The sequence below is a fragment of the Chitinophaga lutea genome (assembly GCF_003813775.1).
Taxonomy (GTDB): Bacteria; Bacteroidota; Bacteroidia; order Chitinophagales; family Chitinophagaceae; genus Chitinophaga; species Chitinophaga lutea.
Genome location: NZ_RPDH01000001.1, coordinates 1785790 through 1809554, shown reverse-complemented (window position 1 = coordinate 1809554; position 23765 = coordinate 1785790). Strand labels below are relative to the sequence as shown.

General features: G+C 53.0%; 23 protein-coding genes. 14 read left to right on the top strand and 9 right to left on the bottom strand.

All coding sequences use genetic code 11. From position 1 onward, the window contains the following. The first annotated feature begins 48 nt into the window (after positions 1-48). Positions 49-1227 carry a chromate efflux transporter gene (gene chrA, locus EGT74_RS07185; RefSeq protein ID WP_246008137.1) on the top strand — a complete coding sequence of 393 codons (1179 nt, stop codon included), beginning with the start codon at positions 49-51 and terminating at the stop codon, positions 1225-1227. Here the strand turns inward: chrA and EGT74_RS07180 are convergent. The 7 genes from EGT74_RS07180 to trmB all read right to left on the bottom strand — a co-directional run bounded on the left by EGT74_RS07180 (position 1224) and on the right by trmB (position 6331). Further along, a complete protein-coding gene (locus EGT74_RS07180; RefSeq protein WP_123845837.1) occupies positions 1224-1973 on the bottom strand; it encodes a LytR/AlgR family response regulator transcription factor in 750 nt (249 codons plus the stop codon). The genes chrA and EGT74_RS07180 overlap by 4 nt on opposite strands. A gap of 26 nt (positions 1974-1999) precedes the next feature. Next, positions 2000-4090 (bottom strand): histidine kinase, encoded by a 2091-nt coding sequence (locus EGT74_RS07175; protein WP_158618045.1) that lies wholly within the window; start codon positions 4088-4090, stop codon positions 2000-2002. After that, positions 4077-4316: a 4a-hydroxytetrahydrobiopterin dehydratase gene (locus tag EGT74_RS07170; RefSeq protein ID WP_123845835.1), complete on the bottom strand. Its 240-nt coding sequence runs from the start codon at positions 4314-4316 to the stop codon at positions 4077-4079. The genes EGT74_RS07175 and EGT74_RS07170 overlap by 14 nt, the downstream gene beginning before the upstream one ends. Before the next feature lie 70 nt (positions 4317-4386). Next, positions 4387-4830 (bottom strand): IPExxxVDY family protein, encoded by a 444-nt coding sequence (locus EGT74_RS07165; protein WP_123845834.1) that lies wholly within the window; start codon positions 4828-4830, stop codon positions 4387-4389. Between the two features lie 47 nt (positions 4831-4877). Then, entirely contained in the window at positions 4878-5519 is a 642-nt protein-coding gene (locus EGT74_RS07160) for an MGMT family protein (protein WP_123845833.1), read from the bottom strand. Continuing rightward, positions 5455-5649 (bottom strand): DUF5522 domain-containing protein, encoded by a 195-nt coding sequence (locus EGT74_RS07155; protein ID WP_123845832.1) that lies wholly within the window; start codon positions 5647-5649, stop codon positions 5455-5457. The genes EGT74_RS07160 and EGT74_RS07155 overlap by 65 nt, the downstream gene beginning before the upstream one ends. Further along, on the bottom strand, positions 5621-6331 hold the full coding sequence (gene trmB, locus EGT74_RS07150) for a tRNA (guanosine(46)-N7)-methyltransferase TrmB (RefSeq protein ID WP_123845831.1): 711 nt from the start codon (positions 6329-6331) through the stop codon (positions 5621-5623). The genes EGT74_RS07155 and trmB overlap by 29 nt, the downstream gene beginning before the upstream one ends. A 991-nt stretch (positions 6332-7322) precedes the next feature. Between trmB and EGT74_RS07145 the strand changes: the two genes are divergently transcribed. Beyond that, entirely contained in the window at positions 7323-7790 is a 468-nt protein-coding gene (locus EGT74_RS07145; RefSeq protein WP_119077464.1) for an Lrp/AsnC ligand binding domain-containing protein, read from the top strand. 81 nt (positions 7791-7871) lie between these two features. Here the strand turns inward: EGT74_RS07145 and EGT74_RS07140 are convergent, their stop codons facing one another. Further along, positions 7872-8912, bottom strand: a complete 1041-nt coding sequence (locus EGT74_RS07140; protein WP_123845830.1) for a tryptophan 2,3-dioxygenase family protein — start codon at positions 8910-8912, stop codon at positions 7872-7874. A 124-nt stretch (positions 8913-9036) separates the two neighbouring features. After that, positions 9037-9822: an SDR family oxidoreductase gene (locus tag EGT74_RS07135; RefSeq protein ID WP_123845829.1), complete on the bottom strand. Its 786-nt coding sequence runs from the start codon at positions 9820-9822 to the stop codon at positions 9037-9039. Between the two features lie 259 nt (positions 9823-10081). Between EGT74_RS07135 and EGT74_RS07130 the strand changes: the two genes are divergently transcribed. The 12 genes from EGT74_RS07130 to EGT74_RS07075 all read left to right on the top strand — a co-directional run bounded on the left by EGT74_RS07130 (position 10082) and on the right by EGT74_RS07075 (position 23759). Beyond that, complete coding sequence (locus tag EGT74_RS07130) at positions 10082-10759, top strand: DUF4290 domain-containing protein (protein WP_246008136.1); 678 nt, start codon at positions 10082-10084, stop codon at positions 10757-10759. Further along, complete coding sequence (gene murA / locus EGT74_RS07125) at positions 10756-12066, top strand: UDP-N-acetylglucosamine 1-carboxyvinyltransferase (RefSeq protein ID WP_123845827.1); 1311 nt, start codon at positions 10756-10758, stop codon at positions 12064-12066. Before EGT74_RS07130 ends, murA begins: the two co-directional genes overlap by 4 nt. Before the next feature lie 6 nt (positions 12067-12072). Next, complete coding sequence (gene gmk / locus EGT74_RS07120; protein ID WP_123845826.1) at positions 12073-12642, top strand: guanylate kinase; 570 nt, start codon at positions 12073-12075, stop codon at positions 12640-12642. A gap of 116 nt (positions 12643-12758) precedes the next feature. Continuing rightward, positions 12759-13964 (top strand): hemolysin family protein, encoded by a 1206-nt coding sequence (locus EGT74_RS07115; protein WP_246008135.1) that lies wholly within the window; start codon positions 12759-12761, stop codon positions 13962-13964. A gap of 628 nt (positions 13965-14592) precedes the next feature. After that, positions 14593-15438 (top strand): twin-arginine translocase subunit TatC, encoded by an 846-nt coding sequence (tatC, locus tag EGT74_RS07110; protein WP_123845824.1) that lies wholly within the window; start codon positions 14593-14595, stop codon positions 15436-15438. 39 nt (positions 15439-15477) lie between these two features. Next, positions 15478-15936, top strand: a complete 459-nt coding sequence (rpiB, locus tag EGT74_RS07105; protein WP_123845823.1) for a ribose 5-phosphate isomerase B — start codon at positions 15478-15480, stop codon at positions 15934-15936. A gap of 120 nt (positions 15937-16056) precedes the next feature. Beyond that, positions 16057-17574: a M28 family peptidase gene (locus EGT74_RS07100; RefSeq protein ID WP_123845822.1), complete on the top strand. Its 1518-nt coding sequence runs from the start codon at positions 16057-16059 to the stop codon at positions 17572-17574. A 111-nt stretch (positions 17575-17685) separates the two neighbouring features. Further along, the gene (locus EGT74_RS07095; RefSeq protein WP_123845821.1) at positions 17686-20010 is read left to right on the top strand and encodes an ATP-dependent helicase; all 2325 of its coding nucleotides are present in this window, start codon (positions 17686-17688) and stop codon (positions 20008-20010) included. Positions 20011-20021: 11 nt separating this feature from the next. After that, on the top strand, positions 20022-20480 hold the full coding sequence (locus tag EGT74_RS07090; protein ID WP_123845820.1) for a regulatory protein RecX: 459 nt from the start codon (positions 20022-20024) through the stop codon (positions 20478-20480). Between the two features lie 74 nt (positions 20481-20554). Further along, on the top strand, positions 20555-21346 hold the full coding sequence (locus tag EGT74_RS07085) for an amidohydrolase (protein ID WP_123845819.1): 792 nt from the start codon (positions 20555-20557) through the stop codon (positions 21344-21346). A gap of 14 nt (positions 21347-21360) precedes the next feature. Next, positions 21361-23034, top strand: a complete 1674-nt coding sequence (locus EGT74_RS07080; protein ID WP_123845818.1) for an ArnT family glycosyltransferase — start codon at positions 21361-21363, stop codon at positions 23032-23034. A 344-nt stretch (positions 23035-23378) separates the two neighbouring features. Then, complete coding sequence (locus tag EGT74_RS07075) at positions 23379-23759, top strand: response regulator transcription factor (protein ID WP_123845817.1); 381 nt, start codon at positions 23379-23381, stop codon at positions 23757-23759. The last annotated feature ends 6 nt before the right edge of the window (positions 23760-23765 follow it).

Here is a 23765-nt window from a genome sequence, read left to right as displayed (position 1 = left end):
GGGCAGCTTTATCCAAAACCTATAGTGTTTTTACGTCACATTTCTTTTTTGAAGGCAGTTTTGTTGCATAGCCTCACCGCATTCGGCGGCCCGCAAGGGCATCTGGCGATGATGATGAAAACCTTTGTGCAGCAGCGAAAAGACGTAACGGAACAGGAACTGATGGAATACAACGCCTTCTGCCAGTTGCTGCCGGGGGCCTCTTCGTCCCAGACGCTCACCCTGATCGGGTACAAACGCGGCGGGGTGATGCTGGCCGTGGCGACCCTCCTGATCTGGATAACCCCGGCTTGCCTGCTCATGGGCTCTCTCAGTTTTTTATTGCAGTATTTCGATAAGCGCGCCCTGCAGGTAGACATTTTCAAGTACGTGCAGCCGATGGCCGTGGGTTTCCTGGCTTATGGAGGCATCAAGGCTTACCAGATCAGCATCCGCAGCATGGCCACGTTCATCATCATGCTGGTGGCGATGCTGGCCAGTTATTTCCTGAAATCACCATGGACCTTTCCCGCCCTCATCATCCTCGGGGGCATTATTTCCAACTTCAGCAACAAACGTATTCCCGATATCGCGGAGAAACCCAAAAAGATACAGTGGGGCAACCTCTGGTTGTTTGCGCTCATCTTTATCCTCGCCGGTTTTTTCTCCGAAATGGCGCGCGCCAATAACTGGATCACACGGCGTCCCTTCAACCTCTTCGAAAACTTTTACCGTTTCGGCAGCCTCGTGTTCGGCGGCGGGGATATTCTTATCGCGATGATGCTGGAGCAGTATGTGTTCCGGGCCAAGTCTACCTTCATGACGTCGGAAGAATTGCTGACAGGCGCCGGTATCATGCGCGCCATGCCGGGCCCTACCTTTTCGGTGTCCGCCTATGTGGGGGGGATGGTGATGCGCAACCTCGGTACGGGCGCGCAGTTTCTGGGCTGCATCCTGGCGCCGGTGGCCATCTTCCTGCCAAGCCTGCTGCTGGTATTATTCTTTTTCCCGATCTGGAACAACCTTAAAAAACATGTGATGATCTACCGGGCGCTGGAGGGGATCAACGCCGTGGTGGTGGGCATTATGTGGGCCGCTACTTTTTTCCTCTTCCTTTCCATCAGCCTGACCTGGTATAACCTCCTCATCATGGCCGGCACGCTCGCCATTTTGTGTTTTACCCGACTGCCGTCTCCCGTGATCGTTATTGCCTGCATCCTGGCGGGCTGGCTGCTGAAGGGGGCCTAATGCTGCTTCCAGAGGCTGTGCAGTTCCCGCATCCTGCGCTCGGTGATATCGAGGCTCAGGTCGTTGGGCAGGTATAATTTGTACGCCTGCTGGTCTATCCGCTGTATTTGCGCTATCTGCACCATGTGGGTGTTGTTGATCTGGTAGAAACGCATCTGGGCGAACAGTTCCGTATAATACCGGAAGTTGCGCGTGGAAGGCAACACGCGGCCATCTGCGAGGTAAAACACCGTTTTGTCGGCCTGCCCTTCGAGATAAAGAATATCGGCCACTGCCACGATCTCTTCGCTGCCGCCGGTGCCGGGCAATACCAGCTGGCGTACTTCCCCGGCTGGTTTGCCGAAGTTGCGGAGGAGCACCTCGTACCGGTCGTGCTGCCGTTCCTGGCCGATGCGCTGCACTACCGTGCCTACGGCCTGCAGCAGGCTTTCTTTGTCGATCGGTTTAAGGATGAGCTCCACTTCGCTCAGGCGGATGGTATGCAGGAAACGTTTTTCGAAAGCCGTTACGAAAATGGCCTCGAAGGAAGCGTCGTAAGCGCCGGCGAGCACATCGAAACCGGTGCCATCGGGCATTTCAAGATCGAGGAACACCAACTGTGGCTGGTGCATGCGGATTTGTTCTATCCCCTCGCGGCAATTGGCGGCCATGCCCACTGCTTCAATTTCAGGGCAGTACTTGCCCAGCATCAGGGAAATGATGTCCCTGCTGTTCCTTTCGTCGTCTATAATTACTGCGCGGATCATAAGCGTTTAAAAATTGTTGCAGGCCACTATAACTGGGGTATGAGTATTTTGATAATGGTTCCGCTATCACTGGCCTGTTTTCCTGATTTATCGATGATTTCTATCTGGATATCCGTGTTATACATTTTGTTAAGCAATTCCGCCCTGTTGAGGCTGATCTCCATGCCGGACGACTGGTGGTGCGAGGGCAGGGTACGCAGGGCTTTGGAGCGTTCGATGCCGATGCCGTTGTCTTCAATCACACATTCGAGCATATCGGGGGCCGTCATCCTGAAAATGATCGTCAGCAAACCGCAGGCCCTGTCATCATTATTCATGCCGTGTTTTACGGCATTCTCCACGTAAGGCTGCAGCAGCATGGCGGGCACTTCGAGCTCTGCGGTGGCGATGACCGGGTCTACCGTGATCTCATAGCTCATCTTGTGCTCAAACCGCATTTTCTCTAATCCAAGATAGGTATTTAAATAAGTAATTTCGTCGGCCAGCGAAATAAAATTCCGCCGTGAAAAGTCGAGGGTTTTGCGGATGAGATAAGAAAAATCCGAGAGGTATTTCTGCGCATGCTCGAAATCGCGCTGCATCACGAACAGCTGGATGGAATTGAGGCAGTTGAAAATAAAGTGCGGGTTGATCTGCGCCCGTATCGCCTTGAGCTCTATTTCCGCCAGTTTTTTACTGTATTCGATGTCGAGCTGCAGTTTGCGCTGTTCTTCCAGCTCCATTTTCTTGCGCAGGATTTCCGTGGTCTGTTCCTTCACCAGCTCCTCCAGCTGCACGTTGAGCTTGCGCTGGAGGTCCTTGTTCTTGTTGAGCTGTTTGATGAGCATCTCCTGCGTTTTCGTTTTTTCCTGGTGCACGAGTTTGTTGCGGTAACTCAGCCCGGCGGCAAAAAACAGCACATGCAGCAAAACGCCCAGCACGAGGATGTTATAGGGCGCCACCAGTTCCGGCAGCGGCGTAAAGGACACGGGTTCGGTGTTGGTGATGAAGGCGTATATAGACAGTACGTACAGGCAGATGGAGCCGAAGAGGAAAAACCGGATAAGCGGATGGTGGCGCGAACGGCGGGCCATGGCGATGAAAGAAATGCCCAGCGGCACCAGGGTGATGTAATACATCCAGGTGTATATCAGGGCGGGCACCTGGTAGTTGCCCAGCGCGATGAGCGTGATGCTGACCACGATCAGCGCGGCGGTGGCCATGGCGCCGTAACGGTAGATCTTTTCCATCAGCGGGTAGCGCTCCCGGAGGCTGAGGAATACGTTGCCGAACAGCATGTACATGAGGTAAAAACAGAACATCATGGCCGGCGTGTCCCAGTAATATTTGAACATCGGGCAGAAGTGGAAAAACGACAGCTGGTAAGGTTTCGTTTCGAGCCGCAGCGTGAAATAGACGATCAGCCCCAGCAGGTATGCCGCGAAATACAACGAAGAACGGTCCGGCAGCTGGATGTAATTGATGATGGTGATGCTGAGCAGTACGAGCAGCATGCCGATCAGCACCTGTATCACCAACACTTCTCTTTTATAGCCGTCCGTCTGCTGCTGGCGGAATTCGGCGTAGCCCACCTCGTCGAACAGCACGGGCATGAAATTGTTTTCGCGGTAAAAGTTGTTCACTATATGCAGGTAAAAAGTGCCTGCCTGCCCGGGCCCGAGCTGAACGGGAAAAGCGGAGCGGTCCCAGCGCTGCACGCCCCGCCGGTCGATCATCAGGCCGGTTGCTACGGGCTGATGGGGTGCGGGCGGGAACCAGGTGAGCTGTTCATGCCAGCCAGTAAAAAAATAGAGCGTGCGGGTTTTGTCGCCGGTGTTACGGATGTTGAGCCGCAGCCACAGGTCGTTAACGGAAGTCAGCGCTTTTTTACGGGAATGAAAAACGGAGGTGTCGTATTGGAATGCCTCGGCGGGAATGCCCGCGGGTGTTTCGATGTCGGGGGAACCGCGGAATACCTGCACGTGCGCGCGCAGGTCGGGCCCGCATACCGGCGCATTGAAGTCGATGGCCAGGGTATCCTGTGCAACTGCATTGACGGAATGGTGCAGGGCGCAACAAAACAACAGGCATGTAAAAACGAGACGGTTCACAAGGCTCCGGTTGTTAAGAAGGTTCATACAATTTGTCGATCGCCTGGGCCAGGGCATGATCTTTTGCTGTTACCACATTGCCTGCGCTATGGGTGGAAAGATGGATGTCGACCTGATTGTAGGTATTGGTCCAGGTGGGATGATGATCCATTTTTTCCGCTACCAGCGCCACTTTTGTCATGAAAGCAAAAGCTTCCTTAAAATCGCTAAATCGGAAAGCCCGGTAAAGTTGATGATCTTTTTCCTGCCACATATACAATTAATTTGAGGGGAACATAACGAAAGCGGTGCTCCGGGGTTACGTCCACAAGTTAAACGATGGCTTAAAATATTAAGTTGATCTTATTCCGGATATCTTTCATGTCCAGTAAGGATACCAGCTGTACCAACTCTGCTTTTCTGCATTGCTCGATCAGATTCTTAACGTCCGCGTCCTGGTAGTAATTGCCTTTGATGAGCCAGATATAGTCTACGTGTTTCAGCTCCGGCAGCAGGAATTCTGCCTTGCAATGATTGTTGTACAGGTAATGCGCGGCGGATTTTGTCAGCTCCTGGTATTCGAACACCGTAAAATAAAAAGCGCGGCGGTTTTTGGTGAGATTGATTTCGAGCGAATTGTTGACCCTGAAATCGTACCCCAGTTGTTTGTTGATCTGCCAGCAGAGCTGGTAATCCTTTGCCTGCGAGATGATTCCGGCCAACCAGGTGTCTTCGAAAAAATCTTCCACCAGTTGTTCCTGATCCAGCTTGAGTTTTAATACGGACATATCAGAAAGAAAAATGCTTGCGTAAAGGTATTTAAACTATGCGGCATCTATTTTTCTTTTTTGGATTTGGGGTCCGCAGCGCGTTTGTTGGTGCTTTTGGCCGTTTGGGCGGCGGAGCGTTTTTTTGCCGATGCTTTTTTCGGAGCGGGTTTTGTTGAAGTGGCCTTCGCGGCCGGCTTTGCGGCTTTTTTTGCGGCCGGGCCTTTTGCTGCCGCCGGTTTTGTTTTTTTACCTGTGCGCGCCGTTTGCGCGGCAGTGTTGCTCTTTATAGCCGGGGTCTTCTCCTTTCTTTCCGGCAGGGATGCGGCTTTCGGTTTCCCGGCCGGGTCCCAGAAAATCGTATCCCAGTTTTCTATTTTATCGTTTTTGACTTTGACGCCTTCCTGTTCCAGGAGCTCCTGCATAAGGGTGGGGGTGGCGAAAAAATTCCTGCCGGAAAGCTCGCCTTTGCTGTTGACCACCCTGTGGGCGGGCACCGGCGGTTTGGCGCGGCCGGCGGCATTCATGGCCCAGCCCACCATCCGCGCGGTAAGGCGTATGCCCGATGCTTCGGCGATGGCGCCGTAACTGGTCGCGCGTCCTTTGGGGATTTTACGTACGATGGCATACACCGTGTGCATGAAGTTAGGCGCCCCGCTGCTGGCGGGCGGCGAGGAGGCGGCTTTTTTTATCTTCGGGTACTTTTTCATAATCAAAAGGACAGTGCAGGCAACCGTTCCCGCAGCAATAACCCCGCTCCCGGTGATATTTCTCCGTGAGCACTACATATCCCTGCTCGTTGTAATAAAAATCAATGTTCTCCTCCAGCGGCTTCTTCATCTTCCAGTTCCAGTTTGAATGCCCGCCAGTCGATCGGCTCGGCCGGCAATGTAAATTTAAGGAAGCGGATGGTTCTGCCGTCGGCCAGGTGCATGCCTTCGTAATACGTTTGTATACGGAGCAGCTCCGGCACGGGGTCGAGGGCGTATACGTCCGGGATATCTTCCAGTACGGGGCAGCCCACAGCCGCTACCACCTGTTGGGTGAAATGGTACAGTTCGGCGGAATCCGTTTTCAGGTTAATGGTGCCGCCGGGTTTGAGCACCTGCTGGTACAGCGCGAGGAACCTCGGGTGGGTGAGGCGCTTGCGGGCTTTCGACTGCCGGAGGAAGGGGTCCGGGAAGGTGATCCAGATATCGGTCACTTCCTGTGGGGCAAAATAATCCGTCAGTTGTTCGATCTGCGTGCGCAGGAAGGCCACGTTGGCGAGCTTTTCGTTGAGCGCCGTTTTGGCGCCGCGCCAGATGCGGTTTCCTTTGAGGTCTACCCCCAGGAAGTTGCCGGCCGGGTAGCGGCGGGCCAGGCCGAGGGTGTAATCCCCCTTCCCGCAGGCCAGCTCCAGGGTCAGCGGGTTGTTGTTGTCAAAGTGCTTCGCCCAGGCGCCCTGCATGTTCTGCGGGTAAATCAGCACATTCGGAAAGGTCTCGATCTCTGCGAACCGTTGTAATTTCTTTTGTCCCATGAGGGGGCAAAATTATAAAATTGTTGCGGGCCGGCAGTCAAAAAAGCGTTTTGGGGAGGGGAAAACCGCGTTTGCCTCAGGTTGACGGCAGATCCGGGCTCAACTTCTATCAGGACAGCCTGGCTTCCCATCCGGGCCCCAATTTATCAGCGGAAAGATGCCGCATCCTCCTGTCATCCTTCTGCGATCCACCTGTGGTTGTCCTGTGATCCTCCTGTGATTCTCCTGTGCTGTTCGCGACCCTGGCCGATTTGAAGGTGTTTGACAGGAGGATCACAGGAGGATGAGCGAAGGATCGCAGGAGGATGGCGGGTTTCAGCCGGTTGAATTTATCGGGATTCATGTAAGTGAATGGAAAACAATGTTTTAGAGGAATGAGGTCGCAACGGCTTGGGCAATGAAATTTGTTGCGTCTGGTCTGGAGGGCTGAAAATCAATATTTTATGAGTAATGTGCTTGTTGACCTCCAAAATCAGAACCCGGTGGTTGCGGTATATAGTTGAAAATCTGTCGTTATCCTGGGCAGGCCTTAATGGGGTGACCCATCCTAAAATCTGGCGGTAGCCCCGAAGGGTTTTAGGAGCTGCATGTCTACGAAAGGGGCTCAAACAAAAAAGGCTGACCATTTAAAGCGGTCAGCCTTTTGAAAGCTGTAGGAGTAGGATTCGAACCTACACGAGGCAGTTAGCCATAGCACAAAGAAGATTAGTGGTCAACCCATTACGCTACGTTTATCCCGTTGTCCTCACCCCCGAGACGAGAGGGCATGTCTGCCAATTCCATCACCCCACAAAGTTGGAGCGGTCCTGTCGGAAACTGCTTCTTTCAAGCGTTTGCCGGCTTACAGGGACGGCTTGTTTGTCAACGATTATGATGCAAATCTAAAGAGAGGGGGTATTTTTTGCAAATATTTTAAGAAGAATTTTGGAAATTTCGATATTTTTTAAATATTTGCATGTAAGTTTAAAACATTCAAAAACAATTTGTCAAAATGAGCCACAATTTGAATATTGACAAACTGGACCTCCAGATCATCAGCGAGATGATGTCTAACGCAGAAATCTCATACGCAGACCTGGGGAAGAAACTCTTCGTTTCAGGGGGTACTATCCACGTACGTATGAAAAAGCTACAGGAGCTTGGTATTGTTAAAGGTACAAGATTACACGTAGATTTAAAAATGATTGGCTACGATGTGATCGCTTTTATCGGGATTTTCCTCGAAAAAAGCTCCATGTACGATGCGGTAGCCAAGGAACTGCGCAAAATGCCTGAGATTGTCCGGCTGAATTACACTACCGGTGGCTGGAGCATGTTTGCCGAGATTATCTGTAAAGACATTTCATCCCTGCGCCGCGTACTGCACGACGAGCTTCAGAAAATCAAAGGGATTGAACGCACCGAAACATTTATTTCCCTGGAAGAAAGCTTCACCCGCACGATCAACGTAGTGGAATAAGCCGGCTTCCTGCGGTTTGACGACGCAAAAAAAGCAAAAAGGATGGCGGCAGCCGTCACCCTTTTTGCTGTTTAACCCGTATCAGGTAAAGCCCAGTCTTCTGCCCATTGCCGTGCTCAGCGCCGGCAGTTTTCTCCGTTCAATTAAAAAGCTGGTGAGCCTCGCTACGCCGGCGAATATATAATGTTTGTCGAGCGCGCCTTTCAGGTAATCGCGCCCGGTGCTCCCGCCTGTGCCGATGCGTGAACCGATCATCCGGTGCACCATGCTCATGTGCCGGTAGCGCCAGGTGCTCAGTTGCTCGTCTATTTCAAGCAAACCGTTCAGCAGCTGGAAAGGCAGCTGCAACAGGGGGTAACCTCTGTACAGCATGATGAACAGCGCCGCCCTGCATGCTTTGGGCGATAGCCCGCCGCTGGCCGCCGCTTCATCCGAAAACACGGCGTCGAACTGCGCCAGGTTGTTTTGCTCGGCTTCGGCGAGACTTTGCCGGTAGATCTGCCGGTAATCGTTCCAGAACACATGGCCTCCCACCGGGGGCTCCGCGCCCGATACCGGCTGGTAATCTTCCCAGTTCGCGGCCTCCTCAAAAAACGGCATCCGTTCCAGCCAGTCGTTCACTAGCATCAACATCGACTTCTCCTGTTCGGCGCGGCGGATGATGTCGATTTTATCCTGCGTGAGCTGCGAAATATAATATTCCTGCCCGAACCGCTGGCCGTATTGCAGGCCCAGCCTTGCTTCCAGTACTTTGAACTGCCAGCTCTGGAAACCCGACGCGGGCCGCAGCATATCGCGGAAGTCGAGAAAATCCATCGGCGTCATCGTTTCCATCACGTCGATCTGCTGCACGAGCAGTTTCTGGATCGTCACCATCCTGGAGAGGCGGTGCACGATGGTTTGCAGTTCCGGCGAATTGTCGTTCACCGGTTTTTTGAGAATGTCCGCCACCGATTCGGTTTCGTACAGCAGCTGTTTGAACCAGAGCTCGTAAGCCTGGTGTATCACGATGAAAAGCATCTCATCATGCGCGGGCTGCTGATGTTTGTCGCTTTCGGGATGCTGGGCGTTGAGTATTTTATCTAATTGCAGGTATTCACCGTATTGCACGTTGGTATTCATCTGAAAGTGTTTAAACTGGGGAAATAAAAGGTTGTTCCGGGTAAGCGGAAGCTCCTCAGGTGGGGCTTTTGATGATATTTTTCCAGATGTTCATGCGCGGCAAAAATAGGAATAAGCAGGCAGCTTACAAGCTGGGTGTTTTACCGCCGTCTACCGGCAGGTTGATGCCGGTGATGTACCCGGCGGCGGGCGATGCGAGGAAAGCCACGGCTGCGCCGAATTCGGAAGGGTCGCCGAAGCGCTGCATGGGAATTTCCTGGCGCCACTCTTCCGCGATCGTTTCTTCAGGCACCCCGCGGGCCTCGCCGGTGGCTTTGAAGAGGCTCTTCAGCCGGTCGGTGGTCATCGCCCCGGGCAGCACGTTGTTGACGGTGATACCGAAAGGCGCCAGTTCGTTGGCCATGGTTTTAGCCCAGTTGGCCACAGCGGCGCGGATGGTGTTGGACACGCCGAGGTTTTTGATGGGTACTTTCACGGAGGTGGAAATGATCTGGATGATGCGGCCGTAACCCGTGGCTTTCATACCGGGCACTACAGCCTGCGTCAGTAGCTGGTTGCACACCACGTGCATCTCGAAGGCTTTCAGGAAAGCCCCGCCTTCCGCTGCCAGGATGGGCCCGGACGAGGGGCCGCCGGAATTGTTGACGAGGATGTGCACGAACTGGTCGTCCACGATCGCCTGGATGGTGGCTTTCACTTTGGCGGGCTCCGAAAAGTCGGCCACATAATAGTTGTGCTGCTGCCCCTGGCTGGTATCCAGCGAGGCTACGGCGGTTTCGAGCAGTTTTTCGTTGCGGGCCAGCAGAATGCAGGAAGCTCCCAGCAAAGCCAGTTCCCTGGCGGAGGCAAGGCCCAGGCCCTGCGATGCGCCGCATACCACGGCGGTTTTTCCTGTCAGTGAAAGTTTCATCGGTTCGTTCGTTTATGCCGGGGTGCGGCCAGAAATCCGCCATGCCCCGTTTCCTGCCGTAAATGTAACGAATCGGCGCCTGAACGGAAGCCGGCGTCATTTATAAATATTTTTCATTAGGTTTGCAGAAGTTGACTTCACCTGAAGCCGTTCCGCACCAAGGCACCTAGCGTTACTTCGCGTATGAATGGCTGGTAATCAAGCACAATACTTTTAAATTACTACAATGGAATATAATACCGCACGTAACCATTTGATCATGCGTGAGTATGGAAGGAATATCCAGCGGATGATCGAATATATTCTGACGATCAAGGACCGGGAGCACCGGCAGCAGCAGGTAATGGCCGTTATCGAACTGATGGGCACCCTGCAGCCGCACCTGCGCAACGTGGAAGATTTCCGGCATAAACTGTGGGACCACCTTTTTCTGGTGTCCGACTTCAAGCTGGACGTGGATTCCCCGTATCCCATCCCCACCCGCGAAACGCTGCGCACCAAACCCGACCGTTTACCGTATCCTAAAAAATACCCGCGCTTCCGCCACTTCGGTAAAAACCTGGAGATGGTGATCGACAAGGCGCTGAAGGAAAAGGACCCCGACATGAAAGAAGGGTTTACACAGGTGATCGGCAATTACATGAAACTCGCCTACGGCAACTGGCATAAAGAAAGCGTGCACGACGACGCCATCAAATCCGAACTGAACATCATCACCGAAGGCCAGCTGCAATATGCACCCGGTTCCGGCGGCGGCGCGTCCCCGGCATCTTTCAGCCTGCAGGGCGGCGAACAGCAGTTCCGCAGCGGTAACACCGGCGGCAGCGGCGGTGGCGGCGGCAAACGCAAAACGTACCAGCAGAACAAGTTCAAAAGGAACGATAACAACAACAACGCAGGAAAAAATAAACACAAATACAAAAACAGGAACAAGTGAGCAGCGTGTTCGAAGTAAGAGGCGGAAACCGTCTGAAAGGAGATATTATACCGCAGGGAGCAAAGAACGAAGCATTACAGATCATCAGCGCAGTATTGCTGACCCCCGGAAAAGTGACCATCAACAACATCCCGGACATTCTGGATGTAAACCTGCTCATCGAGCTGATGGGCGACATCGGTGTGAAAGTAAACCGCATCAGTCGCGCCAGCTGTGAGTTTCAGTCAGACGATATCGATATCGCCTACCTGGAAAGCCCCGAATTTAAAAAGAAATCAGGCCGCCTGCGCGGTTCCGTGATGATGGCCGGCCCGCTGCTGGCCCGTTTCGGCAAAGCGTACATTCCCAAACCCGGGGGCGACAAAATCGGCCGCCGCCGCCTCGACACGCATGTGATCGGCTTCGAGAAACTGGGCGCCAATTTCGTATACGATACCGACGATAACTATTTCCGCCTCGAATCCAACGGCGGGCTCAAAGGCACTTACATGCTGCTCGACGAGCCTTCCGTAACCGGCACCGCCAACATCGTGATGGCCGCCGTACTGGCCCAGGGCACTACCACTATTTATAACGCAGCCTGCGAACCGTACCTGCAGCAGCTTTGCAAAATGCTCACCAGCATGGGCGCAAAAATCAGCGGCATCGGTTCCAACCTGCTCGTGATCGAAGGCGTAAGCAGCCTCGGCGGCTGTACGCACGCCATGCTGCCCGACATGATCGAGATCGGCTCATTTATCGGCCTGGCCGCCATGACGCAGAGCGAGATCACCATCAAAAACGCCGGCATCCAGCACCTCGGCATCATCCCCGAAAAATTCCGCCAGCTGGGCATCCGCATGGAATTCAGGGGCGATGATATTTTTATTCCCGAGCAGGACAGCTACGAAATTCAAACCTTCATCGACGGTTCCATTTTAACGATATCGGACCATCCCTGGCCCGGCTTTACGCCTGACCTGCTGAGCATCGTGCTGGTAGTGGCCACACAGGCCAAAGGAAGCGTGCTCGTGCACCAGAAAATGTTCGAGAGCCGTCTCTTTTTTGTGGACAAGCTCATCGACATGGGCGCGCAGATCATTCTCTGCGACCCGCACCGCGCCGCCGTTATCGGCCTCGGCAGGCAGCACAAGCTCAGGGGCATCACCATGAGCAGCCCGGACATCCGTGCCGGCGTTTCACTGCTGATCGCCGCGCTGAGCGCAGAAGGCAAAAGCATCATCCATAACATCGACCAGATTGACCGCGGCTATCAGTACATTGATGAGCGCCTGCGCAACCTGGGAGCAGATATCAAGCGCGTGTAACTGAATATGGCAGCACACAAAATCATCATCGTCACCGCACCGTCCGGAGCCGGCAAAACAACTATTGTAAAAAAACTGCTCCGCGAGATGCCGGAACTGGCCTTTTCCATTTCAGCCGCTACCCGCAGCCCGCGGGTGGGGGAAACGGACGGAAAAGACTATTATTTCCTGAGCCCTGAAGAATTTCAGCGGCGCATCGAAAACAACGAATTCGCCGAATACGAAATGGTATACGCCGGAAAATACTACGGCACCCTCAAAAGTGAACTGGAACGCATCTGGCAGAACAACCAATACCCCATGGTGGATATCGATGTGAAAGGGGCTCTTTCCATCCGGGAAAAGTACCATGGCGCCGCGCTCACCATCTTCATTCAGCCCCCCTCACTAGACGCGCTGCGGGTACGGCTGAGCGAAAGGGGCACCGAAACCCAGGCCTCCCTCGAGGAAAGGCTCGGAAAAGCCCGCTACGAGCTGTCGTTTGCCCGGGAATTCGACCATATTGTGGTGAATGAGGAGCTGGACAAAGCGTACGGCGAGGTAAAGGCCCTGGTAGAGAACTTTTTGGCCCGCTGACTGTTATTTTGGATGGGGTTGCCAGCTTCCCCTAATTTCATATCTTTGTTTGGATGGATATTTATACGATTGTTTTACTGGTTATAGTGATCCTTGTTGCAGGCTTCTTTGCCGGCATGGAAACTGCTTTTGCCAATGTGAACAGGTTGAGTATAGAGCTGAAAAAGAAGCAGGGCCGGGCAACCGGTAAAATCCTGTCCGGTTTTAACGAACAGCCTGCCCGTTTCCTGGCCACGAGCCTCATCGGGCTCACCATCGCCATTGTTATTTACAGCATGCTGGTGGCCGGCTGGCTCGATTCGTTCTGGGCCCTGTTCTGGAACGAGAACGAAATGGGCAAATACGTGGTGGTATCGCTTTTCATCGAGATCATCGCCGCCACGCTGATCATTCTCTTTTTCGGGTTCTTCATCCCCCGCAGCATATTCCGCTCAAGGCCCGAAGCGCTGCTGGGCTTTTTCGCACTGCCCATTTCCGTATTGTCCAAACCACTGTACGTACTGGGCAACATGCTGGAGTCCATTTCCGAGTGGGTGCTGAAATACCTGTTCAACGTGCGCATCATCGAGAACAAAAGTTCTTTCGCACGGGTGGACGTGGAGCACTTCATCCGCCAGAGCCAGCAGCACCTGGGCGATTCACAGGAGCTCAATACCGAGCTGTTCGAAAACGCCCTGAGCCTGGTGCACGTGAAAATCCGCGGCTGCCTTATTCCCCGCAAGGAAATCGAAGCCCTCGATATCAGCAGTACCATCGAACAGGCGCGGCAGAAGTTCATCAGCACCAAACTTTCCAAGATCATCATTTACGAAGGCAACATCGATAATATTTTAGGATATGTGCACCAGCTGGACATGTTCAAGAACCCTGCGGAGATCCGCTCGGTAATCCATCCCATCCTGGCCGTGCCCGAAACGATGAGCGCCATCGACCTGCTGAGCAAATTCAACAAGGAGCGCCGGAGCATCGCCTGGGTCGTGGACGAGTTCGGCGGAACCGCCGGCATCGTGACCATCGAAGACGTGCTGGAAGAGATCTTCGGCGATATCAAAGACGAGCATGACGTGGAAGAGTTCGTGGAAAAACAGATCGCCGAAAAGGAATACATCTTCTCCGGCAGGCTGGAGCTCGACTATCTCAACGAACAATACGGCTTCGATTTTCCGGAAGACGAAAGCGAAACGCTCTCCGGTTACATCATCTCCCACTACGAAACCATCCCGCGGCTGAAGGAGCGGATCATCATCGATGATTATGAGTTTGACATTCTGAATGTTACAGACACGAGAATCGAGATGGTGAAGATGAAAATCCTGAATTAGGAGGTTTCGGCGCGAAAATTGCTGTGAAATAAGTGCCGGAAATATTTTTCGGGCCGAATCATAAAAGCGGAGATAGGACGTTTATAGACTGGAATTTAGATTATACTCTGGTATACAATAATTTAAAAATAATTTCGGTTAAGAATTATGGAAAAACGTAATATTGCCTTGCTAAATCGTTTTTCACCAGAGTAGTAGTAAATTAACACGAATTGAATTAACAGTGTAGCTGTAACGTAACACAATAATTTGATTTTTGTTAAAAGGTTGTAAAAAACTTTGTTGTAACATTGATAATACGATATTTCTTTCTATTTTTGTTTTAGAAATTTAAAAGCGCTGTAACGGTTGTAACTTAAATCTGATAGCTTGCCATTAAAAGAGTAAGTTATTACTTGAACAGTAGCGAAATAAGACATTCTCGAATTCAACTTTTTTGGGGTTAACAAACAATGGATGAAAGGCCGGCTCTTGATTCTTCTCGGGCTGGCTCTTTTTTTTGCCCTAATCCTTAAATCCTCCCGAAATCCTTCCACTTCCTCTTCTTTTTGTTTTACCTTACACCCGTTTTTTACATTTTCCATTCACTGGGCACATGTTATATTTGTGCTCCTGATTCATATATCGCATGTTAAAGAAGTTATTCTCGAGTAATGAGGACAAGGCAGAGATGTCGTTTTTTGACCACCTGGAAGAATTACGCTGGCACCTCGTAAGATCGGCTTTTGCAATTGTTGCCATCAGTATTCTCGGGTTTGTGTTCACCAACTGGATTCTGACCAACGTGATCTTCGGGCCCACCCGCCCGGATTTCCCCACCTACCGCTGGTTATGCCAGTTCAGTCATTTCGTTGGCCTGGGCGATAAACTCTGCATCGTGCCGCCCGATATTAAATTCCAGAACTATAAAATGGCCGGGCAGATCATGTTGCAGTTCAAAATGGCGTTCATTCTCGGCATTATAGGAGCGTTCCCGTACATCATCTATGAATTCTGGCGCTTTGTAAAGCCCGCGCTGAAAGAAAATGAAGCGAAAGGCTCAAAGGGCGTTATTTTCTGGGTGAGCCTGCAGTTCCTGCTGGGCATCGCTTTCAGCTATTTCCTCATCGCCCCGTTCATGATCAACTTCCTGGCCAGCTACACCGTGTCTGACGTGATCAAGAACGAATTTTTCATCGACGATTATTTCGGGCTGATGAGCCAGATCATCCTCGGGATGGGCGTGCTCTTCGAAATGCCGATTCTCGTGTATTTCCTCACCAAACTGGGCCTGCTCACCCCCATGTTCATGCGCAACTACCGCCGGCATGCCATTGTGGTGATACTCATACTGGCGGCGGTTATTACCCCGCCAGACGTGTTAGATCAATTGCTGGTTTTCGTACCTTTATACCTGCTGTACGAGATCAGTATCTTCATTTCTGCGAAAGTGTACCGCGAGAAAGAAAAAGAAGAAGCAGAAGAATGGTCCTGATAGGTACCGCATCATTTAACCAATACAAAACTGTAGGGTATGGAACAAACGACTTTTAATCTTGCATTGCCGGTAGCGATCGGTTCGGATCATGCGGGGTTTGACTACAAAGAAGAGGTGATCTCTTACCTGGAAGGAAAGGGTGTGCAGGTGAAAGACTTCGGCACACATTCCGTTGATTCGGTAGATTACCCCGACTTTGCCCATCCCGTGGCCGACGCCGTGGAATCCGGCGACTTTGCCTACGGCATCCTCATCTGCGGCAGCGCCAACGGCGTAGCCATCACGGCCAACAAACACCAGGGCATCCGCGCCGCCATCTGCTGGGGCGACGAGCTCGCCCGCCTGGCCCGCAGCCACAATAACGCCAACGTGATCTGCATTCCCGCGCGGTTTGTAGATACCGGCACGGCCAAGGAAATGGTCGATATTTTCGGCGAAACGCCGTTTGAAGGCGGCCGTCATATGAACAGGGTCAGCAAAATCGCCTGCAGCTAATACCGTACGCAGGTTCCGATATTCAAAAAGGCAGCTTCACGCTGCCTTTTTTGTTGTTTCCGCGGTACGCTGCACGAGGGCACGCTTAATTCTTTAAATTTACCGGCATAAATGTTTTACATGAAAAAACTAACCCTTATGGCCTGCCTGCTGGCCACCGGCACAGCCGCCTGTGCCCAGATGGCGGACACACGCAAGGCGCCCGTGGCCGCCACGCCCTATGCCAAAAGCATTACGGCAGCCGGGCTGAAAAAACACCTCTACATCATTGCCGCCGACGATATGCAGGGCCGCGAAACCGGCACCGCGGGCCAGTACAAGGCCGCGAAGTATATCACCGAACAGTTCAAACGCGTGGGCCTGCAGCCCGGCGCGGGCAACGGGGAATGGGAACAGCCGTTCGTACTGTATATGGACACGCTGACCAATGCGACCATCACCGTATCCGGCAAAACGTTCGAGTTCGGAAAAGATTTTTACAACAGCCTCCGCGATAATAAAAACCAGGAGCTCGCCCAAACCGGGGTGGTATTTGCCGGCTACGGCACCGTGACCGACACGGCAGACAGTTACAAAGGCATCGACGCCAACGACAAGATCGTGCTGCTGGCCGAAGCCCGCCTGGGTGCCGGCGAACAGAAAGACAGGCTGCGCGCCGCCGCCAACAAAGGCGCCAGGGCAGTGTTCATGGTTAATTCCAATTTACCCGGCATCAGTCGCGCCGGCAGCCGCCTGCGCAGAACGGGCCTGTATTTCGGTGATATGATGAGTACCATGGAATTTATTCCCAACGTATACTTCATTTCCCCTGAACTGGCGTCTGCCATTCTCGGCAAACCATACAGCAGCATCGCCGAAGGGCTGAAAGCCGGCGGCCCCGTGCCCGCTGCGGCTGGGAAAATCGACGGCTTGGCATACCAGAAAGGGCAGTCGGAGATCAAATCCAGCAACGTACTGGGCATATTGCCCGGTACCGATAAAAAAGACGAGTATGTATTTGTGACCGCACACTACGACCACATCGGCGTGATCAACGGGGAAGTGCACAACGGCGCCGACGACGACGGTTCCGGTACTGTGGCCGTAATTGCCATGGCAGAGGCCTTTATGAAGGCCAAAAAGGCCGGCAAAGGCCCGCGCCGCAGCATCGTGTTCATGACGGTAAGCGGGGAAGAAAAAGGCCTCCTCGGCTCGAAATACTACACCGATCATCCCATCTACCCGCTCGCCAACACCGTTTCCGACCTGAACATCGACATGATCGGGCGAATAGACCCCGAGCATGAGAAAGACAGCAATTACGTGTATATCATCGGCGATAACAAACTCAGTTCCGACCTCCGGCCCATCAGCGAAGCCGCCAACCGCCTCGTGGGGCTCGACCTCGACTACAAGTACAACGACCCGAACGATCCCAACCGCTTTTATTACCGCTCCGATCACTATATGTTCGCGCAGCACCGCATTCCCATTATTTTTTATTTCAACGGGGTGCATGCCGACTATCACGGCGCCAACGATACACCGGACAAGATCAGCTATCCCATGCTGGCCAAACGCGCCCAGCTGGTGTTTTACACGGCCTGGGAAGTGGCCAACCGGCCGGACCGCCTGAAGGTGGACAGAAATGAAAAATAACTCATAAAAAAAGCCGCATCAGTACTGGTGCGGCTTTTTTTATGAGTTATCCACTTATTTCGCTATCCCACCCTCAAGTTGTACTTTTACAGCCTGCAAATTTTTCAAGTGATGAAGGCAAACTATTTAGACGATCTGAACGACCGGCAACGCGAAGCTGTAACCTCCCTCAAAGGGCCCCTGATGATCATTGCGGGCGCGGGTTCAGGCAAAACTAAAGTACTGACTACCAGAATCGCCCACCTGATGCGGAATGGGGTGGACGCTTTTAATATACTGGCGCTGACGTTTACCAACAAGGCGGCCAAAGAGATGAAGGAACGTGTGGAGAAAATCCTTGGCGGCAACGAAGCCCGCAACCTCTACATCGGCACCTTCCACTCCGTTTTCGCCCGCCTGCTGCGCGCCGACGCGCCCAAGCTCGGCTACCCCGGCGATTTCACCATCTACGACGCAGACGATGCCAAAAGCGTGGTGAAAACCATCATCAACGAACTGAACCTCGACGATAAACATTACAAGCCCAACCTGGTGTACAACCGCATTTCCGCGGCCAAAAACAGCCTGATGGGCCCCGATGAATACCAGCACGATTATTACATCCAGCAGGAAGACCAGCGGGCCAGCCGCCCCCTGACCGGCAAGATCTACGACATGTACGCCAAACGCTGCTTTAAAAACGGCGCGATGGACTTCGACGATCTGCTGTTCAAGATGTACGTGCTGCTGAAAGGTTTCCCGGAAGTGCTGGCCAAATACCAGCACAAGTTCCAGTACATCATGATCGATGAGTACCAGGATACCAACCCCGCGCAGTACGAGATCGTGAAACTGCTCGGCGCCGTGCACGAAAACATCTGCGTGGTGGGCGACGATGCGCAGAGCATCTACTCCTTCCGCGGCGCTACCATCCAGAACATCCTCCAGTTCGAAAAAGACTATGACGATGTGAAAGTGGTGAAACTCGAACAGAACTACCGCAGTACCAAGTCGATCCTGAACGTGGCCAACGAAGTGATCGCCAAAAACAAGGGGCAGATCGAAAAGAACCTGTGGACGGACAATGTGGAGGGCGATAAGATCAAACTCATCCGCACCAATACCGACAACGAAGAAGGCAAGTTCGTGGCGGACACGATCGCGGAGCAGAAACTCCGCAATCACTACAGCAACCGCGATTTCTGCATCCTGTACCGTACCAACGCCCAGAGCCGCGCCTTCGAGGAAAGCCTGCGCCGCATGGCCATTCCCTACCGCATCTTCGGCGGCCTGTCGTTCTACCAGCGCAAGGAAATCAAGGACTTCATCGCCTACCTCCGCGTGATCATGAACTCGCGCGACGAAGAGGCCATCAAACGTATCATCAACTACCCCGTGCGCGGCATCGGTAAAACGACCATCGAAAAGGTGTCGATTTACGCCAACGACCAGAACATCACTTTCTGGCAGGTGCTGGAAAACGCCAAGGAATTTGGTTTTAAAGGCGGCACCCTCGACGCTCTCGAGAACTTTGTGACGATGATTCAGAGTTTCCGCGTGATGCTCGACAAACACAACGCTTACGAAGTAGCGGTTCAGGTGGGCAAATCCACCAATATCGTGAAGGAGCTGTTCAACGATAAAACCACCGAAGGCCTCGCCCGGTACGAGAACGTACAGGAATTATTGAACTCCATCAAGGAATTTACCGAAACTCCCACGGAAGACGGTGAGCTGCTCGATAATAAAAACCTCGGCGTTTACCTCCAGCAGATCACCCTGCTGACGGACGCGGACAATACCAACGACGAGAACAGCGATGTGGTGAAACTGATGACCATCCACGCTGCCAAGGGGCTGGAATTCCCCGTGGTGTTCACGGTGGGCCTGGAAGAAAGCCTGTTCCCCAGCGGGATGTCCATCAACTCCCGCGAAGAGCTGGAAGAAGAGCGGCGCCTGTTTTATGTGGCCGTTACCCGTGCAAAAGCCCGCCTGTTCCTCACATACGCCAACAGCCGTTACCGTTTCGGGCAGCTGCAGCAGAACGAGCCCAGCCGCTTCCTGGAAGAAATGCCGGAGCGGTATATCGACCGCAGCTACGCCGGCGGCATCCGTAACAGCGGTGGTTTCAACAGCGGCGGTGGTGCTTCGTGGGGCAACATGTTCGATAAAAAGAAAGCGGCACCTTCACCCGCGGCCAACCCTACGGCCAGAACGGCGCCCAAACCCACTGCAGGCCCGGTGAGCAGCCACGTTCCCTCCGCCGGTTTCGCGGCTGACGACCCGGCCACCATGGAGCCCGGTATGGACGTGGAGCACCAGAAATTCGGGTTCGGCAAGATCCTCAACCTCGAGGGCGCTCCCAACAACCGCATCGCCACGGTGATGTTCCCGCAGGGAGGGGGCGAAAAGAAAATCATGCTCAACTACGCCAAGCTCATGATTGTGAGAAAGTAAAATTTCCCGCCGTGAAAGCCGATCTGCTCAAACTCCGCCACTACTGCGCCTACCAGGAACGGTGCCACAGCGAGGTGCGGGAGAAATGTTATGAACTCGGGCTCCGGGGCCACGACATTGAAGAAGCCATCGCCCACCTGGTAGAAGAAAACTTCCTCAATGAGGAACGTTTCGCCAGGGCCTACGCCGGCAGCAAGTTCCGGATGCAGCAATGGGGACGGAAAAAGATCACCATGATGCTGAAACAGAAGCAGGTGAGTCCCTACTGCATCAAAAAAGGCCTATCGGAAATAGATGCCGAAGACTACTGGAGCACCCTGCTGGCACTCGCCGGAAAAAAATACGGCCTGTTAAAAGCGGAACAGTACCTGAAAAGGCAATACAAAACCATGCAATTCCTCCTGCAAAGGGGCTATGAACAGGAGCTGGCGCGGGAAGCCATTGAACAAATCGCAAAAAAGGAAGAATAAACGGAGAATAATTCAAAACTTTCTAAGCGGCTGTGCCGTAATTTTGAGGTCGTTTTGTAGTAATCCAACTTTTTATGTCTGATTTAACGGTCACGCTGATACAAGCTAATCTGCACTGGGAAAACATTCCGGCCAACCTGGCCATGTTCGACGCAAAAATCGATGCCATCAAGGAAAAAACGGAAGTGATCATCCTGCCTGAAATGTTCAGCACAGGATTCAGCATGCAGCCCGAAAAGCTCGCTGAAACCATGGATGGGAGCGCCGTACAGTGGATGAAGAAAAAAGCGAAGGAAAAGAATGTGATCATCACCGGCAGCCTGATCATCGAAGAAGACGGCGCTTATTACAACCGCCTCATCTGGATGTTGCCCAACGGCCAGTTCGGTATCTACAATAAACGCCACCGGTTCGGATTTGCGGGGGAAGACAATCATTACGCCGCCGGCGACAAACGACTGATCGCCCAGGTGAAAGGCTGGAAGATCTGCCTCAATATCTGTTACGATCTCCGTTTCCCCGTGTGGGCCCGCAATACCATCCAGGACAATGGCGCGCCCGCCTACGATGTGCTCGTGAACGTGGCCAACTGGCCCGAGCGCCGCAGCACACCCTGGAGAGCCCTGCTGCAGGCCCGCGCCATCGAAAACCAGTGTTACGTGATCGGCGTGAACCGCGTGGGCAACGATGGTAATGAGATTTACCACAGCGGCGATTCCAGCCTCATCGATCCCGTGGGCGAAATCATCTACCACAAGTCGCACGACGAGGATGTGTTCACCTACACCCTTTCCAGGGCCCACCTCGACGAACTGCGCACCAAATTCCCCTTCATGAAGGATGCGGATAAGTTCATGATCCTTTAATTATCTTCGCGGACATGATCCGCTTTTTGACCAAAAACCAGTATAAATACGGCGTCATCGCCCTATGGGCCCTACTGGCCGTTTTACAGGCCTCGTTCACCGAACTGATGGACGATGAGGCGTATTACTGGGTATACTCCCGCCACCTCGACTGGGGGTACTTCGACCATCCGCCGATGATCGCCATACTCATCAAACTCGGTTACGCCCTCTTTCCTAACGAACTGGGTGTGCGGCTGGGCATGGTGGTGCTCAACGTGCTGACGCTGCTGCTCGTAGACCGGCTGATACCCCGGAAAAACAACGTCGTTTTTTATCTCATCCTCGCCGGCATGGGCGCTATGCAGGTAGGCGGCATCCTGGCCGTACCCGACATACCACTGATATTTTTCGCCACGCTGTATTTTTATCTCTACCGCAATTTCCTGGCGTCGCAGAGCTGGAAAAATACCCTGTTGCTCGCGGTCAGCATGGCGCTGATGTTTTACAGCAAATACCACGGCGTGCTGCTGGTGTTTTTTACGGTGCTGTCGAACCTGCACCTGCTGAGGCTGTACCGCTTTTATGTGGCGGTAGTGGTCACCTCCCTGCTGTTCTTCCCGCACCTGTACTGGCAGTACACGCATAACTTCCCTTCCCTGCAATATCACCTGGTGGAACGCAATGCATCGGCCTACGACATCAGTTTTTCGCTCGATTATATTGCCGGCCAGATATTGCTCTTCGGTCCTCTGGTGGGCTGGCTGCTGCTGTATTATGCGTTCCGCGCGCAGGTGCAGAACAGTTTTGAGCGGGCGCTGAAATTCAGCCTCGTGGGCGTGCTGGCTTTTTTCCTGCTCAGCACTTTCAAAGGCCGCGTGGAAGCCAACTGGACCGTGATGATATTCGCCCCGTTGATGGTGCTCGCGCACCAGGGTATTGTACGACAGGGTTTTTCCGCGAAGGTGCTGCAAAAAACCTGGTGGCTATCGTTATTGTTGGTGCTGGTGGTGCGGGTGTACATGGTGTGGGACTTTGCGCCCGGCGTGGAGATCCGCCCAGAAATACATCACAACAAAACCTGGACGGCCGAGCTCGCGCAGCAAGCCGCCGGAAGGCCCGTGGTGTTTGTGAGCAGCTACCAATCCCCTTCCAAATACATGTTCTACGCCGGCGGCGTTTCGTATAGCATCAACAGTGTTTTCGCCCGCAGGAGCCAGTACAACTACTGGCATACCGAAGAATCGCTCTGGGGCAAAAACATCCTGCTGGTGTCGAACCACCGGCCGTACATTCCCGAAGGCGACAGCCTGCAACGTACCCAGGGCCTCCTGTTTTACCGGACCGATTCGCCGTATTACTCCTACCAGCTCATCCAGTTCGAGCCCGTGCATACCCGATTAACCGGACGGGGTGGTGATACGCTTTTTCTGAAACTGGGTGTGAAAAACGGATATGATGCGCCGGTGCAGATAGGGCCTGCCAATATGCCCCCTACGGTGGGGTATATGCTCTGGAACGGAAAAAGCGGCAATGAAACCGTTCGGGGAACGCTTCCGCTGGCCGAAGCGCTGCAGCGAGACAGCGTGGTGATACCGGTGAAGGTACCGGTGGAAAAGGGCGATTATATGCTGAAAATCACATTGCCCGCACCGGCCGGCCTGGAACCCACGCACAACAGTCCGCTCATCAAACTGAAAGCCGAATAGCACAGCGGATAAATTATTGAACGGAAGCGGCCTTGCCAGTATCAATGTGGCAAGGCCGCTTCTTTTTTTGTTGCAACACCTTTCAATGTATAAAAATTTCACATATACATTCCGGTTATAATGACTGCCACTGCAATATTTTGGCATGAATTTAGTAAGTTAGGGGACAGGCTGGCCCGAAAGTACTTTTCTACTCAATAATTTTAACCACATCCTGCAACCGGGTATCAGGGAACGCTGATATCTCCTCTTTGTACCATCCTTTTAAATCCTGCTCTGTTTTGCAGTGAACGAACGCAGAGAAATTTGACCTATTAACATTTCATTAGCCTAAACCACTAAGTATGCCTAGAATACTGGTTATTGAGGATGACGTTCTCATGTGCCGCGCGCTTACATTAATGTTGAGCAAGCAGGGGCACACGATTACGATTGCGCAGAACGGAAAAGACGCGCTTAAATTTTTGCAGGAAACACAATTCGACCTGATTATCACCGACCTGATGCTGCCATTTGCGAGCGGCATGGAACTGATCAGCCGACTGAAGATGAACGAGTTGCAGGGGAATACCCCGGTGATGGTCGTGTCGTCGGTGGCGCATGAAAAAACCATCCAGGATGCCTTCAACCTGGGTGCGGACGATTATCTGAAAAAGCCGGTGACGCCCAGCGAGCTGATTTCGCGGGTGAACAGGCTGCTACTCAAAAAACAGGGGATTCAATAATTCTGC

What these genes read in the sequence shown, in the direction of transcription:
- EGT74_RS07075 (WP_123845817.1), top strand. Translation starts at nt 23,379, where the DNA reads ATGCCTAGAATACTGGTTATTGAGGATGACGTTCTCATGTGCCGCGCG.
- EGT74_RS07180 (WP_123845837.1), bottom strand. Translation starts at nt 1,973, where the DNA reads ATGATCCGCGCAGTAATTATAGACGACGAAAGGAACAGCAGGGACATC.
- EGT74_RS07085 (WP_123845819.1), top strand. Translation starts at nt 20,555, where the DNA reads ATGTCTGATTTAACGGTCACGCTGATACAAGCTAATCTGCACTGGGAA.
- EGT74_RS07095 (WP_123845821.1), top strand. Translation starts at nt 17,686, where the DNA reads ATGAAGGCAAACTATTTAGACGATCTGAACGACCGGCAACGCGAAGCT.
- EGT74_RS07135 (WP_123845829.1), bottom strand. Translation starts at nt 9,822, where the DNA reads ATGAAACTTTCACTGACAGGAAAAACCGCCGTGGTATGCGGCGCATCG.
- EGT74_RS07160 (WP_123845833.1), bottom strand. Translation starts at nt 5,519, where the DNA reads ATGAAAAAGTACCCGAAGATAAAAAAAGCCGCCTCCTCGCCGCCCGCC.
- rpiB (WP_123845823.1), top strand. Translation starts at nt 15,478, where the DNA reads ATGGAACAAACGACTTTTAATCTTGCATTGCCGGTAGCGATCGGTTCG.
- EGT74_RS07155 (WP_123845832.1), bottom strand. Translation starts at nt 5,649, where the DNA reads ATGAAGAAGCCGCTGGAGGAGAACATTGATTTTTATTACAACGAGCAG.
- EGT74_RS07115 (WP_246008135.1), top strand. Translation starts at nt 12,759, where the DNA reads ATGGAAACTGCTTTTGCCAATGTGAACAGGTTGAGTATAGAGCTGAAA.
- tatC (WP_123845824.1), top strand. Translation starts at nt 14,593, where the DNA reads ATGTTAAAGAAGTTATTCTCGAGTAATGAGGACAAGGCAGAGATGTCG.
- gmk (WP_123845826.1), top strand. Translation starts at nt 12,073, where the DNA reads ATGGCAGCACACAAAATCATCATCGTCACCGCACCGTCCGGAGCCGGC.
- EGT74_RS07170 (WP_123845835.1), bottom strand. Translation starts at nt 4,316, where the DNA reads ATGTGGCAGGAAAAAGATCATCAACTTTACCGGGCTTTCCGATTTAGC.
- EGT74_RS07080 (WP_123845818.1), top strand. Translation starts at nt 21,361, where the DNA reads ATGATCCGCTTTTTGACCAAAAACCAGTATAAATACGGCGTCATCGCC.
- EGT74_RS07175 (WP_158618045.1), bottom strand. Translation starts at nt 4,090, where the DNA reads ATGAACCTTCTTAACAACCGGAGCCTTGTGAACCGTCTCGTTTTTACA.
- trmB (WP_123845831.1), bottom strand. Translation starts at nt 6,331, where the DNA reads ATGGGACAAAAGAAATTACAACGGTTCGCAGAGATCGAGACCTTTCCG.
- EGT74_RS07140 (WP_123845830.1), bottom strand. Translation starts at nt 8,912, where the DNA reads ATGAATACCAACGTGCAATACGGTGAATACCTGCAATTAGATAAAATA.
- EGT74_RS07145 (WP_119077464.1), top strand. Translation starts at nt 7,323, where the DNA reads ATGAGCCACAATTTGAATATTGACAAACTGGACCTCCAGATCATCAGC.
- EGT74_RS07130 (WP_246008136.1), top strand. Translation starts at nt 10,082, where the DNA reads ATGCGTGAGTATGGAAGGAATATCCAGCGGATGATCGAATATATTCTG.
- EGT74_RS07165 (WP_123845834.1), bottom strand. Translation starts at nt 4,830, where the DNA reads ATGTCCGTATTAAAACTCAAGCTGGATCAGGAACAACTGGTGGAAGAT.
- EGT74_RS07100 (WP_123845822.1), top strand. Translation starts at nt 16,057, where the DNA reads ATGAAAAAACTAACCCTTATGGCCTGCCTGCTGGCCACCGGCACAGCC.